Annotated in this window: 13 protein-coding genes; 5 read left to right on the top strand and 8 right to left on the bottom strand. The window is 53.9% G+C overall.

The genetic code is table 11. The annotated features are described in order from the left end of the window. Nucleotides 1-295: 295 nt before the first annotated feature. The 7 genes from PsAD5_RS16665 to PsAD5_RS16630 form a co-directional block, all read right to left on the bottom strand. Nucleotides 296-1,612: an HlyD family type I secretion periplasmic adaptor subunit gene (locus tag PsAD5_RS16665; protein ID WP_063292891.1), complete on the bottom strand. Its 1,317-nt coding sequence runs from the start codon at nucleotides 1,610-1,612 to the stop codon at nucleotides 296-298. Beyond that, a complete protein-coding gene (locus tag PsAD5_RS16660; protein WP_063292890.1) occupies nucleotides 1,605-3,398 on the bottom strand; it encodes a type I secretion system permease/ATPase in 1,794 nt (597 codons plus the stop codon). The genes PsAD5_RS16665 and PsAD5_RS16660 overlap by 8 nt, the downstream gene beginning before the upstream one ends. 268 nt (nucleotides 3,399-3,666) lie before the next feature. Beyond that, complete coding sequence (locus tag PsAD5_RS16655) at nucleotides 3,667-5,259, bottom strand: M10 family metallopeptidase C-terminal domain-containing protein (protein ID WP_063292889.1); 1,593 nt, start codon at nucleotides 5,257-5,259, stop codon at nucleotides 3,667-3,669. A gap of 728 nt (nucleotides 5,260-5,987) precedes the next feature. After that, nucleotides 5,988-7,148 carry a mandelate racemase/muconate lactonizing enzyme family protein gene (locus tag PsAD5_RS16645; RefSeq protein ID WP_063292887.1) on the bottom strand — a complete coding sequence of 387 codons (1,161 nt, stop codon included), beginning with the start codon at nucleotides 7,146-7,148 and terminating at the stop codon, nucleotides 5,988-5,990. Between the two features lie 54 nt (nucleotides 7,149-7,202). Then, nucleotides 7,203-8,759 (bottom strand): BCCT family transporter, encoded by a 1,557-nt coding sequence (locus tag PsAD5_RS16640; RefSeq protein ID WP_208986548.1) that lies wholly within the window; start codon nucleotides 8,757-8,759, stop codon nucleotides 7,203-7,205. 15 nt (nucleotides 8,760-8,774) lie between these two features. Further along, nucleotides 8,775-9,899, bottom strand: a complete 1,125-nt coding sequence (locus PsAD5_RS16635) for a mandelate racemase/muconate lactonizing enzyme family protein (RefSeq protein ID WP_063292886.1) — start codon at nucleotides 9,897-9,899, stop codon at nucleotides 8,775-8,777. A gap of 48 nt (nucleotides 9,900-9,947) precedes the next feature. After that, complete coding sequence (locus tag PsAD5_RS16630) at nucleotides 9,948-11,300, bottom strand: FAD-dependent oxidoreductase (protein WP_063292885.1); 1,353 nt, start codon at nucleotides 11,298-11,300, stop codon at nucleotides 9,948-9,950. A 547-nt stretch (nucleotides 11,301-11,847) separates the two neighbouring features. On the opposite strand from PsAD5_RS16630, the gene PsAD5_RS16625 reads away from it, so the two are divergent. Continuing rightward, nucleotides 11,848-12,492 carry a GntR family transcriptional regulator gene (locus tag PsAD5_RS16625; RefSeq protein WP_057461538.1) on the top strand — a complete coding sequence of 215 codons (645 nt, stop codon included), beginning with the start codon at nucleotides 11,848-11,850 and terminating at the stop codon, nucleotides 12,490-12,492. Between the two features lie 75 nt (nucleotides 12,493-12,567). On the opposite strand, the gene PsAD5_RS16620 is transcribed toward PsAD5_RS16625, so the two are convergent. Continuing rightward, nucleotides 12,568-12,858 carry a DUF1330 domain-containing protein gene (locus PsAD5_RS16620; RefSeq protein WP_063292884.1) on the bottom strand — a complete coding sequence of 97 codons (291 nt, stop codon included), beginning with the start codon at nucleotides 12,856-12,858 and terminating at the stop codon, nucleotides 12,568-12,570. Between the two features lie 486 nt (nucleotides 12,859-13,344). Between PsAD5_RS16620 and fucU the strand changes: the two genes are divergently transcribed. The 4 genes from fucU (at nucleotide 13,345) to PsAD5_RS16600 (ending at nucleotide 17,573) form a co-directional block, all read left to right on the top strand. Then, nucleotides 13,345-13,764, top strand: coding sequence for an L-fucose mutarotase (fucU, locus tag PsAD5_RS16615; RefSeq protein WP_063292883.1), 420 nt, complete (start codon nucleotides 13,345-13,347; stop codon nucleotides 13,762-13,764). 218 nt (nucleotides 13,765-13,982) lie between these two features. After that, the gene (locus PsAD5_RS16610) at nucleotides 13,983-15,509 is read left to right on the top strand and encodes a sugar ABC transporter ATP-binding protein (protein ID WP_063292882.1); all 1,527 of its coding nucleotides are present in this window, start codon (nucleotides 13,983-13,985) and stop codon (nucleotides 15,507-15,509) included. Then, nucleotides 15,506-16,516, top strand: a complete 1,011-nt coding sequence (locus tag PsAD5_RS16605; RefSeq protein ID WP_063292881.1) for an ABC transporter permease — start codon at nucleotides 15,506-15,508, stop codon at nucleotides 16,514-16,516. Before PsAD5_RS16610 ends, PsAD5_RS16605 begins: the two co-directional genes overlap by 4 nt. A 112-nt stretch (nucleotides 16,517-16,628) precedes the next feature. Further along, on the top strand, nucleotides 16,629-17,573 hold the full coding sequence (locus PsAD5_RS16600; RefSeq protein WP_057461523.1) for an ABC transporter substrate-binding protein: 945 nt from the start codon (nucleotides 16,629-16,631) through the stop codon (nucleotides 17,571-17,573). The last annotated feature ends 35 nt before the right edge of the window (nucleotides 17,574-17,608 follow it).

Genomic DNA, 17,608 nt, shown 5'->3' with positions numbered 1-17,608 from the left:
CTCTTTGAGGGCGAAAGCAGCTGTGTTGTGCCAGCCAATGCATCGGACAAGATAGGCTTATCCGACTGAGGCAACAGCCATGCCTTTAAACCGGAGGTGATGGGATGAGGTTATTCCCCATTTCACTCACGCTTAAAATGAAAAAGACTCGGAACAGCTGGCTAATGCAACTCCGAGTCTCTTTCAAATAAGAAAAGGGAAGGGGGCGTAAGCTCCCTTTCCACTCCGGTGCATATTCTAGTCCTCACGACCTCAAAAATCAATGAAGCCGCCTTCCGAGGAAGTAAGGGGTTCCTTACTTCTCTTTCAGTGCATGGGCGATTTGGTCTTGCATTGGTTTTATGAAGTAGGAGAGGACGGTGCGTTCGCCGGTTTGGATGAAGCCTTCGACGGGCATGCCGGGGACGAGGGTCTGGCCGTTCAGCTTTGGCATTTCGCTTTCCAGGATCTTCAGGCGTGCCAGATAGAACGGCTCGCCGGTGACTTCATCACGGGTCAGATCCGGGGAGACATTGAGCACGGCTGCGCCCAGCTCTGGTGTGGTGCGTTGGTCGAAAGCAGCAAGGCGCACATAAGCGTCCTGTCCCACTTGCAGCTGATCCACATCGACCGGTTGAACACGGCTTTCAATCACCAGATCACTGTCTTCCGGCACCACCAGCATGAGCGTGTCACCCGGTGCGATCACGCCGCCAACAGTGTGAACGTTGAGCTGATGCACATAACCAGATTGTGGCGCGCGGATGTCAATGCGCTTGAGGCGGTCCTGCGCAGCCACTTCCTGCTCTTCCAGCTCGGCAATCTGCGAGCGGATGTTTTGCAGGTCAGACAGAACTTTTTCCAAAAACTCTTCGTCCAGCTGCAGGATCTGCACGCGCTTTTCGCTGATGGCTTCCTTGGTCTGGGCGACCTGAGAGATCAGCCCGCCACGATCACCAACCAGCTCGGCCCGTTCCCGCTTGATGGCGGTGACCTGAGAGGCGTTGATCAGGCGCTTTTCCAAAAGAGAAGCAAAGTCGGCGAGTTGCTGCGTGACAAGATCAATGCTTTCAGCTTTAGCATCGCGCTGCACCTGCAGACCTTCAATCTGCTGCTCCAGCTGAGCAATCTGCTCGCCAAGCTGCTTCTTGCGGCCCTTGATGCCTTGCTGACGGGCAGCAAACAGGGCTTGCTCACCGTCCAGAGCGGTGGCGGCAATCTTGTCGGTCTTTGCCAGCTCAACCAGAACTTCCGGGAAGGTGACCTGAGCGTCATTGCGCCATTCGGCAGAAAGGCGGGCTTCCTGCGCCTGCATCTGATGAAGACGCTTGCGGGTGATGGCCAGATTGGCTTTCACTACCGTTTCATCTAAACGGAACAGCACGTCACCGGCTTTGACTTCATCGCCGTCTTTGACAAGGATTTCGCCAACAATGCCGCCTTCCTGATGCTGCACCTTCTTGGCCTGTCCATCGACAGCGATGGAGCCGGAGGTGATCACTGCGCTGTTGATCTTGGCAACGGAGGACCAGCCGCCAAGGCCGAGCACAAGAACACCCACAAGGACGAGGCCCCAGCGCATGTGTTTCTTACGAGAGGTCTGAATGGTGGAAAGGGTTGTTTGCTCAGGCATGTGGCACCACGCTCAATGGTCCTGTTTTTGCAGCAGCTGGGGCTGGTTGTGCGCCGGGGGCCGGTTTTGCACCGGGTGCTGGCACACCAGCAGGGGCGCTGATTTTTGGCAGGACTTCGTCTTTCGGGCCAAAGGCGGCCTGCTGGCCATCCTTCACAACAAGCAACAGATCAACAGCTGAGATCGCGCTTGGACGGTGGGCAACGACAATGACAATGCTGCCGGTCTCACGCATCAGCTTGATAGCGCGGGTTAACGCAGCTTCGCCTTCTGAATCCAGATTGGAGTTGGGCTCATCGAGCACGATCAGGAACGGGCTGTCATAAAGCGCACGAGCCAGACCCACACGCTGGCGCTGTCCGGCAGAAAGCAGTGCCCCGCCTTCGCCAACCTGCGTGTCATAACCGTCAGCCAGACTGGTGACCAGCTCATGTACGTTGGCAAGCTGGGCGGCTTCCAAAATCTTCTCGTCATCGCGTTCTGGCGCAAAGCGGGATATGTTTTCGGCAATGGTGCCGTCAAACAGTTCCACATCCTGCGGCAGGTAGCCAACTGCTGTGCCCAGACGATCTTCCGACCACTGGCCCAGCTCAGCGCCATCCAGACGAACGGCACCGCGCAAGATTGGCCAAACGCCCACAAGTGCACGGACCAGACTGGTTTTGCCAGATCCAGACGGGCCGATAATGCCCATGCCATCGCCTGCTTTAAGCTCAAAGTTGACGCCAGCCAGTGTGACTGCGCGAGCACCGGGAGGGGCTGTTGCGATCTGCTGTACATTGAGGGTCTTGCTTGGCAGTGGCAGTTCGGTTTCTGGCGGGGTCTCATCCAGACCTTCCAGCGATTTCTCCAAACGGGTGCGGGCCTGACGGGCTGCGATGAACACGCGCCACTGGCCAACAGCCTGCTCCACAGGAGACAGAGCACGGGAGGTGATGATGGAAGCTGCGATCATAACACCAGGGGAGACTTCCTGAAGGATCGCAAGCCATGCACCCACTGCCAGAACGGCAGAGCCGAGCAGAAAGCGGAAGGCTTTGATGGCAGTGGCGAACAAGGAGGCACGGTCGCCTGCCTTGGTCTGGGCATCATAAAAGCGGGCGTTGGTTTCATCCCACTTGTTGGTGAGTGTGGAACTCATGCCAAGGGCGCGCACCACTTCCGCATTGCGGCGAGCACCGGAGCGGGTGTTGCTGCGCTGTGCGTTTTGTGAGGCCAGCTCCCTGGAGGGATCGCGGCTCATGAACTCGTTGGCAAGGACCAGAGAGAGGATGATGACTGCGCCAGCCAGTGCCAGCATGCCGAGCCAGAAATGCAGCACGAACACCAGACCCAGATAAATAGGCATCCATGGAATATCAAAGAGCGCGGCTGGACCCTGACCACCCCAGAACTGGCGCATGGTTTCCAGATCGCGGATCGGGTCTACGTTTTTGCCGCTGTTGCCCATGCGCAGTGGTACGCGCAGGTTGGCAAGGAACGCGGTGCGCGACAGGCGGGCGTCAATTTCCTGAGAAATACGCGACAGGCCACGGGCACGGATGCCTTCCAGCAGGGCGAAGAACAGATAAAGGATACCGGCAAAACTGGCGATGATCACCAGTGTTGGCACGCTGTGGCTGGCGAGCACGCGATCATAGATCTGCAGCATGAACATCGGACCCGTCAGCATCAACAGGTTGATGACCAGACTCAAGACCCCAACGCCCGCATACCCGGACCGAGACGCCGCAAACGCCTCAGCCACCATAGGGCGCTTTGGCTGCCCACTCTTCGATGTACTCATAGATACTCCCGAAACCACCTGGCCCCAAACTTCAGTGCGCGGCACGTCCTCCCAACGAACGATAGGACGCCTGTTACGCTACAAAACTCGTGGTTATGCCCCAACAAAAATTGTGGTCTCCATAGTATGTAAATCGCACACTATTTGAAAGGGGTAAGACGCTTAATTTTGCTCATGCATTGAAAATGAGGGAAATACCGCAAACTTATGATTTGATTAAATAATTATGCAACCTGCCATTGCGGCAGGTCGCACATTTTTCTACCTCTTATACAAACGTGAAATCGTCTGCATTGATGAGGCTGGAATCAACACCTGAAAGGGTGATGGAACCACCGTCGTAGCTGACGAGTGTGTCTGCACCAGTGTCTTGAATCGTAAGGTCTGCAAAGCTGTCTGCACCGCTTTCAAATCTCATAAAGTCAAGGCCATTGGAGAAGTCAACGATCGTGTCTGCACCGCAGTTGATGTTGAACACGAAGGTATCACGACCAGAACCACCGGAAAGGGTGTCATCACCGAGACCACCTTCGAGAGTATCGTTACCAGCATTGGCATAGAGACCGTTGTCGGCATCGTTCCCAATCAGCTCATCATTACCTGAGCCAGAATAAGCATTCTCGATAACGGTATCACGCATGATGGTCATGTTGCCGGTCAGGCCGTTCACGTCAGAGTAAGTCTCTGCCACCAAAGAGATTTTCTGGTCAGCGCGGACAGAGCTGAAGTTGATGCTGTCGTTGCCGCCATTGTCCATGATGGTGAACGTGGCTGGGTTCAGGTCTGCAATGTCGTCATAGTAACCGCCAGCGGTGGAGTTTTCACCGTAAACGGTGGACCCAGTGCGCAGGTCGGTTGCTGTGCCGTACAGGTCCTGCATAGCAAGGATGTCTGCAATCATTGGCGTGACGACGTAGGCACGGCTAGCGTCTACGTTGGTGTTCTCCACCTGATCGAAGTAGGACATGATTGTGCCCTGCCAGGAATCGTTGGAGTAGTGGTTGTCCACGCCGTAAGTCGCGCTGCCGTTGTAGTTGCCAGCATGACCCAGACCGAGAGCGTGACCGATTTCGTGCACGTAGGTCTGGAAAGCATAACCGTCCAGGCCGGTGCCATAACGCGCAACCCAGTCAGTGCTCACATTCACGGTTGAAGAAACGATGGTGCTGCCGCGTGTTGTCGAGTTTGCGTAAGCGCCGCTGTCGTTGTCGTCAAATGTGATCTGAGCGCCGGAGTTGACAGTCTGGAAGTCGATACCGGTGACTTTTGTCCAGGCTTCCAGAGCTTTGGTTGCAAGCTCACGGCCAGAAGAGTTCAGACCATTGAGGTTGACGGTGAGAGACTCGCCCGGGCTCACGTCAAACGCACGACGGCCACGACCTGAGTTGTTCCAGTACCCATCGGTCAGCTGGCTTGCAATCTGGTCGTTGGTAAATGCGTTTGGATCAGTCGGTGGGTCAGTTGGGCCGCCGTCTGCGTCAACGGAGAGTCTGTAGTCTCCGGTGTAACGGTCCTGATAGGATGCTGCACCGATGTAGTAAGTGCCGCTGGATGTTGCGGTGAAGGTGATTTCGGAGTTGCGTCCGCTGCCGCCATCATCGTCTGTCGCGATTTCGTTTGTGTTGGAATCGTAAAGGTAAAGGTATGTATCGGAAACGCCCCCACTTCCGATGCCTTCCATTGAAATTGTGTAAGTTACTCCAGCCTGTACCTCGAGTTTAATTGCGTCTTTATCGCCAGAAAAACTCAGCGTTCCCTCAAAAGTGTCACCCGATGAAATAGAGTATGGGGTCGTCGTGCTATATGGCGCGTCACCCCCTTCAATAACTCTTGCCTCTTCAACGTGATTATCTCTAAACATATTATCTCCCCTAGAGTAATAGTAGTAGTAAACCATCTAAACGTATGAGGGATGCACTGAAAGGCAATATAAATGATCTTTGGATTCACAGAAGAAAGTAGTATCAACACATCTACTGGTTGAATCATTGACGAACTCTCGATGTGTGAATAGAATGCAAAATATATTATTTTAGGTATAAAACATCTGAATCTTTCAAATATATCAATTCAAAATATTAATATATTTGGGTAAAATAAGTTTACCTACTGATAAATAATTCTAAAAACTGACCAGTTGATCAAATAATTGTAGTATGTTTTTCTTCTGATTTATTCTAATAAAGAGATGTTTAATACTTAATTATATTTGTTGATTCGAAGAATTTATCAATTCACGAAACTGTGAGATTGATGGCGAGATGCCTGTATATACGTGAAAATGCGTGATTTTGGTGGAACGTTTTATCAAATTAACGGGGCTAATCCGGCAAGTTGACCTATAGGGAAGTGTGTATGCTGAAGTGAGCTCATAAAACACCCCGGTCAATGGGGCTTGACCAGGGTGAGTTGTGGGCAGGGTACGTCTCTACCCAGGGGAAATATTTTCCTGAATGGCTCAGGAGGAGATTCTCCGCCCCTGGGTACGCTTTGCAGATACGCGAGGCTGGAAAGCGAGATGGAGGCGGGGCGGAGAACGTTCCTGTGTGTATCTTCAGCCCGCAGAGGGGTGCTGAGTGAAGAGTGTCATCACAGGTTCGCCATAAATTGCTGGTTCAGGTCGATTCCGTAGCCCGGTGCGGTTGGCTTTTCAAAGCCCCCATCCACCAACTCGGCTTCCGGCGTCACCAGATACTTGCGCAGCTCCCCGTCACAGAAGTCCGGATGCACATACTCAAAGTAAGGTGCGTTGCCGACTGCGAACTGATAATGGATCGCCGCTGCCGAGGTGATGCCTGTCTTCCAGTTGTGCGGCATTACCTGCACGTTGTGAGCAGTTGCCATCTCGGTGATCCGGCGCAGCTCTGTCAGGCCGCCGCAACGGTTATAGTCAGACTGCAGCAGATGCACCTTGCCTTTGGAGATCCATTCTTCGGCTTCAAAGCGGGTGGTGCTCATCTCCGCACCGCAAATGCGGGAGCGGGTGTTTTCTACCAGTTTGGCGTGGCCGCTCAGATCATCGTGCTGCAAAGTCGCTTCTGCGAAGTACAGCTCCAGATCCTCAATGGAATTGAGTAGGCGGGCAACGTCATACCAATCTGTAAAGCGGTAGAGGTAGTCGACCATCATATCGGTGTCGTAGCCCAAGATGCCGCGCAGCTCGCGTAGATAATAGCCGACTTCTTTGATGTTCCAGTCTGCTTTGATCGGCACGCACACTTTCACCGCGCGGATGTTGTGTGCCTTAGCTTTTTCAAGCAGTGGGGCGTAGCCCTTGATAGCAACGTCCAAAGACGCATCCACCGGAATGGCCGGATATAGCGTCAGATACGGATGGACCTTGTCTTTGTTGGTGCCGCCAAGTAGCTGGTAGGCAGGCACGCCGAGCTGTTTGCCCGCAAGGTCATAAAGCGCCATGTCGATGCCGGAGAGGGCGAACATGCCCAGGCCGCGCATGCCCTGCCACTGCGTGGCGTCATACATGGCATTCCAGATAGCATTGATTTCAATCGGCAAACGACCAATGACTCTTTCGGTCAGGTTCGTCAGCCACTTATGTTCTGTTTCAATATTGGAATAAGCGAGAATTGCGTCCGGAGAGCCGTCAGCTTCGCCGAGGCCGTAGACACCGTTTTCGTCTGTAATCTTGACGACAACCGTGTTCTGGCTCCAGTTGCTGGCTTTGTAATTGACCGGAATAAACTCGACGGACTTGATGGGTGCGACTGCTGGATTAAGTGCCAGTGACATGATGTGCTCCTAAGAGAAAGGCGCCAGTTTTTGCTGGCGCCCTCATGTGCTTTATTATTTTTTGCGCATTGGAAGTTCGACACCGTTGGCAATGTCGCGGTGCAGTTCTCTGAGGAACGAGACCGCAACAATGCCGAGGATGATGACCATCAGCAATCCGCCAACAACCGTTGAGATCTGGATAGTTCCCAAGTCTCCGCCGATCAGGTTGATCACCACCGGGATGATGCCCAGGAACAGGGCCCATACAAGGCGGTTCCAAAGTGCTGGATCCGCACCATCTGGCAGCTCTTTAGTGGTCATCGCTGCAAGAGAGAAGGATGCCGCATCAAAGGTGGTTGCCATAAACACGATCGCGGAAACACACAGGCCAATGATGAACAGAGTGCCCAGTGGCAGGTTCGCAAACATGTCGATGATCACGGTGAAGGAGCTCTGACCAGCTGCCAGTGCTGCAGGTGCATCAAAGATGCCTGCATCCAGAAGACCGATACCGTAGTTGCCGAAGATTGCGAAGAACACTGCAGTGCCCAGAGAACCGAACAACAGGGTGCCCAGAACCATCTCACGGATAGTACGGCCACGGGAGATCTTCGCGAAGAAGAGACCCTGGAACGGACCGTAGGAAACCCACCATGCCCAGTAGAAGATTGTCCAGTCAGACACAAAGGTGGAGTTCTCTGCGTATGGCTCCATGTAGGTGCTCAGACGGACGAAGTTTGTCACGAGCGCACCAACAGACGTGGTGAAGGACTTGATGGTGGTCAGGAAGTAGCCGCCGAAGAACAGCACGAAGATCAGCAGGCCAACCGCCAGGAAGATGTTGAAGTTGGACAGCTTCGCCATGCCTTTTTTCAGGCCAAGTGCGGAACTTGCAGCGAACAGCGCAACCACGATTGCAAGGGCTGCAAGGTTCATGGAAGTACCGTGCTCAATGCCAAGCACTTTAGAGAAGCCAGCGGCAACAACCGGAGTGCCCAGACCAAGGCTGGTTGCACTTGCAGTCACCAGACCGATCATGATGAAGATGTCGACCACGTTGCCCAGTGGGCCTTTTGCACGTGTACCCAAAACGCCCTTACAGGATTCTGAAACTTTCAGAACCGGGTCTTTGCGGACATAATAGTAGTAGCCGATGGTGATGGAGCACACGGAGTAGAGTGCCCATGCACTAGGACCCCAGTGGAACATGCCCGTGGTGATCGCCCATTCTTTGGCCAGCTCTGTGCCTGGCTCAAGACCCAGTGGCGGCGTGGACATGTAGTAGATCCACTCGCTGGCGCCACCCCAGAGGATGCCGGCGCCGATGCCTGCACTGAAGATCATCGCGACCCAGGAGATCGTGTTGTACTCAGGCTTTTCATCAGGCTCACCAAGTACGATGTTGCCGTACTTGCTGAAAGAAACGCTCAGGCAGAAGATCAGCGACAAGATCGCTGCCCACATGTAGAACGCGCCAAATTCGTTTGTCAGATAGCTCTTCAAAGAAGAGATAACTTCTTTACCGGAGCCCGGTGCAGCAATGTCTGCTGCCAGAATGCCCATTGTCGGTAGGAGTACCGCAATGCCCCCGACGAAGAAGTTCGTCTTATCCAGTTGTAGTTTAGCCATGGATGCCCCCATTTATTATTCGAAGACGAAAGAAGCGAAAGATGCTTCTTTCACTGCGTCCCAATCCATTTCCACGCCGAGCCCGTTGCCCGCCGGCGCGTGCACATATCCCTCTTTGTCTGTGCGGATTTGGGTTTTACTTGCCAGTTCAAACGCCTCGTAAGGGTAGAACTGCTCGAAGTAATTGCAGTTGTCGTGAGCCAGAGCGACGTGCAGGTTGGCAGCCTGTGTCAGGGTGTATCCCATGCTCTGGATTTCCAGGTTTTTGCTGTGGCCGGCCGCGATCGCGAAGCATTTGTTCAGCTGAGTAATGCCGCCGCAAACAGTCGCGTCCTGACGCACGTCTGACCACATCCCAGTGCTCAGCGCGTGCGTAACTTCCTGCAATGTGAGCAGGCAGTTGCCATGGCTGGAAATTTCAAGATCCGTATTGGCGACAAGGCGCTGATAGGTCTTGTAGTCGTAGTCGGAAACTGGCGCTTCAAGCCATTCCCAGTCATGACGTTCCATCCACTTGGCCATCTTCATGGCTTGTGCGGGTGTGTAGAACGTCGCTGTGTCCAGCATGAAACGGATGCCGGTAGAGCCGTATTTGGCCTGCACAGCTTCCACCAGCGCCACATCCTTTTCATAGATGCAGTAGCAGTGCAGTTTGATTGCTGTGAAGCCGTGCGCAATGCAATCGTCAATGTAAGGGAAGTATTCCTCTACAGTGTCGAACATTGGCGTGGAGGCGTAGGACTTGATTTTGGTCCGGGCGCCGCCAAGCAGCATGTAAAGCGGCATTCCTGCCTTTTTGGCCTTAATGTCCCATGCTGCAACGTCGATTGGAGACTTCGCTGGCAGTCCACCCCAGGTGCAGCGTGCTCCAAGCCAGTTGTTGAGTTCCTGAGTCATCAGCGGATTTTTGCCGATGAGGCCGGGAACGATGGTACGCAGAGATTCAATGATGCACCGATCAAAGAAGTTCTCTGTGTAGCTCATAGTTGCGCCAAGACCCTCGGTTCCATCCTCGGTGAACAGGCGTACAATGTTGTTGGTGTACAGCAGAGGTTCCTGATTATCCGCCCAGGGAATAGGGGGCGCATTCTCATCAGCCAAAGCATAAAGCTCGACCCGGCTAATTCTGCAGTCTTCCATTTTTAACTCCCAGTGTGCCTTGAGGCACCTTCCTTATTGCCCGACTTTTTACAGAGCGCTGCCAGCCGCACGCATCGCCTCGCGCAGCTCTTTTGTGTCGACATCTCTGTAGTTGATCGCTTTGTCGATTTTCTGTTTTGTCGCCACAGCCGCCGCATGTCCCAGCTCAAAGCACTGGGCAGTAACGCGGGCAGACGCGAGCGCTTCGTGTTCGGCACTCAGGCACCGTCCCGCGACAATCACGTTGTCCAGCTCCTTCGGCACCAGCGTGCCGTATGGAACCTCATAGTAATCTTCCATCAGCCAGTGCAGTTTGCTCTTCTCACCGGCGTGCATCTCAATCGGCCAGGAGGAGCGGACCACGCCGTCCTCAGGCTTGTCACAGTTTGCGACATGGTCGTTTGTCAGTGTGGTTTCGCCGCTGATGGTCCGTGTCTGGCGAATGCCCACTTCCGGTGGCATGTCAATCAGCTGGGATTCTTCAAAGCCTTTGATCTTGTCTTTGAAGAAGCGGTGATACTCGCGTGCCTGACGACGGCCATAGACTTCCGCGTATGTGAAGTCAGCAGGGTCCACCACGTTCAGCAACCGGTTGTCCTGACCTGCCAGACGGGTGCAGTTCATCAGGAACACGCCCTTTTGCGGGGTTGGGAACACCCAGACTTTGTTGCGGGGTGTGTCGTACTCTCTGCTCTCAAAAGCTGTTTTCAGCTGTTCGATCATGTCAGGCGGGCAGATGGTGTTCTTGCCGAAGTAATCGTAGAAATCGCTTTCCACCACGTCCGACAGACGGAAGATCATGGTCGGGTTCTGAATGGCACCCTTATCGCCGAAGCTGTACTCACACCCCGCTTTCGTCACGAGAGCCGCATCTCCTGACGTATCAATGAATGCTTTTGCTTTGAGGAAAGTGCTGCCTGCCTTGGAGTCTACACGGATCGCGGTGATCTCATCGCCATCGCGGACCACCTCGGTCATATAGGTGTGGTAGAGGCACTGAACGCCGGATTCCTCAAGCAGATCGTCCGCAGCTTCGCGCCAGATCAGCGGATCAAAGGTCACCACGTGGGTGTTGCCGTAGATTTGTGGGGTGGTGGCACCGCCTTTGGCCAGCAGGCGAGCACGAAACTCTTCTGCAAAACCGAAAACAATTTGCTTGGCGTCTTTGTTTTCGATGTCGTCCTGGGTGAGGAACAGACCGCAGATAGTACCTGACAGGCCGGCAACTGCACCGCCGCCACAAAACCCGTTTTTCTCGATGAGGATTGTCTTCAAACCGCTGCGGGCACTCATAACAGCCGCAGCAACACCAGATGGGCCACCACCGCAAACAACAACATCTGCTTCAGCAAGAACAGGAGATGCGGTTTCTGCTAGGGCAGTCTCTTTCCAGTTTTTCATGGGTGCTTACCTTGTATGCCACAATTTATGGCTGTTTGCTTTAGTTCTGAGTCCATGAGGACAGTTTTCGGAAACATATCCTCAAAACTGACATATTAGCAACCTTAAAAGCAAAAACTTGCAGCTAGAGCAATGGTAATAACCCTTAGAAATCGATAAATATCATGAAATATTGGCTCCTGGCATGCCAATAATGATGTGCTGACATGCCAGAGGGTTTCGGTGAATTTTAGAGTATCAGTTCATGATAAAGCCCTAATTACTTTAGCCTTTTTAGTTTATCTAAAATCTGCAAAGCACAGAGAACCCATGAAATCTAAGTGGTTTTTGCGTGACAGAATGACACAATGCCGAAGACTGATAGGTTACATTATCTAGGAGGGGCCCAGAACTGATATGGCAGCCGAGTGAAAAACCGCCAAACAAGATCCAATCGGCTGACATAGCAGCAAAAGAAAAGAAGAGACCGCTGGCAAATCGGGAATGCACTGTGCTACACTGTGATACAACTGACGCAGAAATAATGCTTTTAAAACAGGGGGTAACCGTGGCTCACCAGAAAACTCAGGCTGAGCTTGCGCGCACGGAAATTGAGAGAAAGTTGTTTTTCAACGAGCTTGATGTTTCAGCTCTGTACTCTGAAAACAAACTCGCCTCTCTGTTGGATCTGGGCCGAACGCCCGTTCGTGAGGCGCTTCAGGCGCTGGAGCAGGATGAGATGCTGGCCATCCATCCGCGCAAAGGGGTTCAATTCCTCTCCATCACCGCAGAGCAGCAATTGCAGCTGCTGGAAGTGCGCAAGCAGATTGAGCCGATCTGCCTGAGATTTGCAGCCATGCGCGCCTCAACTGACCAGCGCCGCGAGATGCTGGCGCTCGGGTCACTCATCGTGCAAAGCGCGAAGGATGAGGATGAGAAGTCGCTGCTGTCCAATCTGCAGGACATCCACCGCATCGTGACGGAAGCGACCAACAACCCATACTTCCATCATAGCCTCGCTCGCGTGCAGAGCCAGTCACGCCGGTTCTGGTTTGCCAACAAAGACAAATCAGACAACCTGTTATGCTCGTATCATCATGAAGCTATCATGCGCGCGGTTGCCATGGGCAATGAGGACGAAGCCGTCAAGCAATCTGGCTTGCTGCTGGAGCACTTGACCGAATCTGCTTTCAAGGCGCCAAAACTGGGCTGAGCAGACGCAATCTGAGCATTGAAATGAGAACGGGTGAGTCGCAAGACCTGCCCGTTTTTTCGTGCCAATATGCGGTTAGTCCACGCCTTCGACGATCACGGTTTCCACATCAGCGATGCCAATTCGAAACTCGCGGGCGGTTTGGTATTCGGGGGAGTTGTAGCAGTTCAACGCGTCTTCCATGCTGTCAAACTCCACGATGACATGACGATGGTATTCTTGACCCTCGAGTTGCTCCGCCCTTTCGCCGCGCGCAAGGATGCGGCCAGTGTGTTTTCGCAGAACACTCGGGGCGGCCTCGATATAGAACCGATAGATATCAGGATTTTTGATATTGACGCGGGCAATCCAATAGGCTTTTGGCATCTGTTTTTTGTTCCTGAATCAAAGGTTTCTGACCGGCGGCAGACCATAAACTTTGGGTGTCACGGGAGCCAGATCATTGTCGTTCGTGCATTATAGAGCGCTTGCCTGAAGGCGTTACTACCGGCTTTTGACCAACCAAAAATTCAAGTGAATCTGACGCAAGGGCCGTGTCTTAAAATGCGCTCAAAATCGGCAAAATAGAAAATTGTTCTTGATTAAACGGCGAGCTTTGCTAGTTTGCTAACACGAATTAGCAATGGATTGATGTTGCCTTTTCCGGGAAATCAAAGGGCTGGCCCTGAGAGCGTTTGTCGGAATGCGACGGCATCAGCCTGAAGACGGAATCACGAGGCGAACAGCCTCTCTGGTTCTTCATAGTACATTTATTCGCGGCGGACTTCTGAGCTTTCTTCAACCCTGCTGGAAGTCTGGGTGTTTGTTTGACCCGCCCGCGGTGGCGGGCACATGGTGTGAGTGGGGGCTTAAGTGCTTAAAGGGATCAACCTGATCATTTTCCCGGACCTGTTAAAGATCCTGCACGAGATGGGACATGGAGATGAGATCGTGTTCAGCGATGCGCATTTCCCGGCCTATTCCGTTTGCGACACCGTGCTGCGCGCTGATGGGTGCGAAGCGACAGATTTGCTCAAAGCCGTCATGCCGCTTTGGGAGCTGGACCAGTATGACCCCGAAAACGTGATGATGATGGCCGCCGTGGAAGGCGACCAACTGCCGGATGGACTGGTGGACGACTACCAGAGCGCTCTGCCTGCAGGAGCTGAAATCACCTTTGTTGAGCGGTTTGCGTTCTATGAAAAAGCAAAGAAAGCCACCTGCGTTGTGGTGACAGGCACGACACGCAAGTATGGCAACGTCATTATCAAGAAGGGCGTGATCCAGAGCTAAAGCGCTTCCCCGCCAAGTGGGTCCGGTTTTCGGATTGGGGGGAGGCGTGCAAATGAGGCAACGGGGGCTGCGGCAGAACTCTGGGAGGAGTGCTGCAAGCAGTCAGGTATCAACCGGATGCCTCAGCCATTTCAAATTGCTGATCTGCAGTCGCAGCACCAGTCGGGATCTGTGCGTTCTCACTGAGGTTTGCAGGCCAGTATTGGGGGGAGAAAAAAATGAATACCATCGTCAGGATGACGGGTATTGAAAAGACGTTTCCGGGTGTGCACGCCCTGAAGAATGTGCAGTTTGACTTGCGTGCCGGTGAAGTTCACGCCCTGATGGGAGAGAACGGTGCTGGCAAATCCACCTTGATGAAAGTTCTTTCCGGTGTTTACACCCGTGACGACGGCAAGATTGAAATCAACGGTACAGCGGCTGACCCAAAAGAGCCGCGAGAAGCGCAAGACCTCGGAATAGGCATCATCCATCAGGAACTCAGCCTGATGAACGATCTGACAGCAGCGCAGAACATCTTCATTGGCCGCGAGCCGCGCCTGAGATTTGGACGTCTCGATGAGGCTGCACTCAACCAGAAGACCCGCGACATCTTTCAGAGCATGGCGCTGGATTTGCAGCCTGACGTGCTGGTTGGCAACCTGACCATCGCCAAACAGCAGATGGTGGAGATCGCCAAGGCACTCTCCTATCGCTCGCAGGTGCTGATCATGGATGAGCCGACCGCCGCGCTGAACGATAAGGAAATCGCCGAGCTGTTCACCATCATCCGCCGTCTGAAAGCGGAAGGTGTGGGTATCATCTATATCAGCCACAAGATGGACGAGTTGAAACAGATCTCCGATCGCGTCACCGTCATGCGCGATGGTGAGTATGTGGGCACTGTCCCTGCCGCTGATACGCCGGTCAACGAGATCATCTCCATGATGGTTGGCCGCGAGGTGAAAGAGGAAGCTGTGGACGTGCCGGACCTTTCAGCGGCAGACGTTGCGCTGGAAGTGAAAGGCCTGAACCGCGGCACCGAAATCCGCGATGTCAGTTTCGCGCTCAAAAAAGGCGAGATCCTCGGCTTTGCTGGCCTGATGGGGGCAGGGCGCACAGAAGTGGCCCGTGCAATCTTTGGCGCTGATCCGCTGGATTCAGGTGAAGTCTGGGTTGATGGCCACAAATGCAAAATCAACAGCCCGTCGGACGCCGTGCAGGTTGGCATTGGTTATTTGTCAGAGGACCGCAAGCACTTCGGTCTGGCAACAGGCATGGATGTACGCGCCAATGTGGCTATGGCCAGTTTGGACCAGTTTTGCAATCGCCTTGGCGTGCTGAATGAAGCTGGCATGGCAGAGGTCGCGGCTAAGTACATCAAGCAGCTGGAAATCAGAACACCTTCTGACAAGCAGGAGCTTCAGTTCCTGTCTGGCGGCAACCAGCAAAAGGTGGTCATTGCCAAGTGGCTGTTACGCGACTGCGACATCCTCATTTTTGATGAGCCCACACGCGGCATTGATGTGGGGGCAAAATCCGAAATTTATAAGCTGTTGAACTCACTGGCAGAGCAGGGCTGCGCGATCATCGTCATCTCCTCCGAGCTGCCAGAGGTTATGCGCCTCAGCCATCGCATCGCGGTGATGTGCGAAGGCCGCCTGACAGGCATTTTGCCGGGTGGCAGTTCAACATCGCAAGAAGACATTATGCGCCTTGCAACACAACGCGACCCAGCTGCGCAAATTGTGAGTGAAGTACAATGACAGACACCACCTTAACCCCGCAAAAGAACCTCATCGGTCGTTTTGTAAGCTCCGGCGCACACCAGAAGCTGCTCGCCTTTGCCAGCTTGATTGTGCTGCTCATCGGCTTTGGTCTGGCCTCGCCAAACTTCATGCAGATGTCCAACATGATCGCCATTTTGCAGGCGACATCGGTCAACGGCGTTCTGGCCATTGCAGCAACGCTTATCATCATCACCGGCGGTATTGATCTGTCCATCGGCACCATGATGACCTTCTGTGCGGTGATCGCCGGAGTGGTGCTCACATACTGGGGCCTGCCCCTGCCGCTTGGCGTTGTCGCTGCCATTGGCGCTGGCGCACTCTGCGGTCTGTGTTCCGGCACATTCGTTGCCAAAATGAAGGTGCCACCCTTCATCGCAACGCTTGGCATGATGCTGATTTTGAAGGGCCTGTCCCTCGTCATCTCCGGCACACGCCCAATCTACTTCAACGACACGCCGGGGTTTGATCTCATTTCCCGTGGCTCCGTGATCGGGGCTGTCTTTCCGGGCTTTCAAATCCCGAATGGTGTGTTGATCCTGTTCCTTGTTGCGATTGCAGCTTCCTACGTTCTGGGAAGAACTGTTTTGGGCCGCTACACCTTCGCACTTGGGTCCAACGAGGAATCCGTGCGCCTGTCCGGCGTCAACACGGATGCCTGGAAAATGGGAATTTACGCGCTTACAGGTGGGATCTGCGGCATTGCGGGAATTCTCATCGCGTCCCGCCTCAATTCCGCTCAGCCAGCCCTTGGCCTTGGCTATGAGTTGGAAGCAATCGCTGCTGTGGTGATTGGCGGAACGTCTCTGGCCGGTGGTCGCGGCACCATCATGGGAACGCTGATCGGGGCACTGATCATGGCGGTGCTGACCAACGGTCTGCGTGTGCTTTCTGTTGCTCAGGAATGGCAGACCGTGGTGACCGGCGCGATCATCATTCTGGCCGTCTATGCGGATATGGCCCGCAAGAAAAAAGCTCATGCTTAAAAGCGGTTGGGGCGCTTTTGTCCCAGCATCTTTAGTGGAGCGAATTCTTATCGTTTGATTGAATCCAATCCAACGGAACACGCTCTAAATTATTTCATTGGGAGGAAATATTATGTTTACACGTCGTACTTTGATTGGGGCCTTGGCCTCAGCAACATTGCTTGCAACCAGCTCGCTTTCATTCGCAGCGGATAAGGTTTACATCCCGTTGATCTCCAAGGGCTTCCAGCACCAGTTCTGGCAAGCTGTGAAGGCAGGTGCGGATAATGCAGCCGCTGAGCTGAACGTTGAAATCACCTTTGAGGGCCCGGACAGTGAAGCTATGGTTGATCGCCAGATCGACATGCTGGCCGCAGCACTGGCCAAGAATCCGGCAGCAATCGGCTTTGCCGCGCTGGACAGTCAGGCCGCTATTCCACTGCTGCGTCAGGCCCAATCCGCTGGCATTCCGATCATCGCATTCGACAGCGGCGTGGAAAGCGAAATCCCTGTGGCGCTGGCCGCAACTGACAACGTGGCAGCAGCAAGCCTTGCAGCTGACAAAATGGCAGAGCTGATCGGCAAAAGCGGTAAGGTGGCCGTGGTTGCGCACGACCAGACCAGCCGCACCGGCATCGACCGCCGCGATGGCTTCCTCAACCAGATGAAGAACTATCCGGATATCGAAGTTGTCACCGTTCAATACGGCGGCGGCGACCAGCTCAAGTCCACCGAGCTGACCAAAGCGATCCTGACAGCCAACCCGGACATCAAAGGCGTCTTTGGCACCAACGAAGGGTCTGCCATCGGTGTTGCCAACGGCGTACGTGAAATGGGCAGCAAAGATGTTGTGATCATCGGCTACGATTCTGGCCGTGCCCAGAAAGACGCCGTCCGCAGCGGCCTGATGGCAGGTGCGATCACCCAGAACCCGGTCGGCATCGGATATGAAACCGTCAAAGCCGCCGTCATGGCCTCACAGGGCAAAGACGTCCCATCCAACATCGACACCGGCTTCTACTACTACGACGCCTCCAACATAGACGACCCAGAAATCGCAGCAGTCCTCTACGACTAGAGCGCGTTCCGTTTGATTGAATTCAATCAAACGAC

The organism is Pseudovibrio sp. Ad5 (assembly GCF_001623095.1).
Classification (GTDB): Bacteria; Pseudomonadota; Alphaproteobacteria; order Rhizobiales; family Stappiaceae; genus Pseudovibrio.
This window is presented reverse-complemented; position numbering and strand designations above follow the sequence as displayed.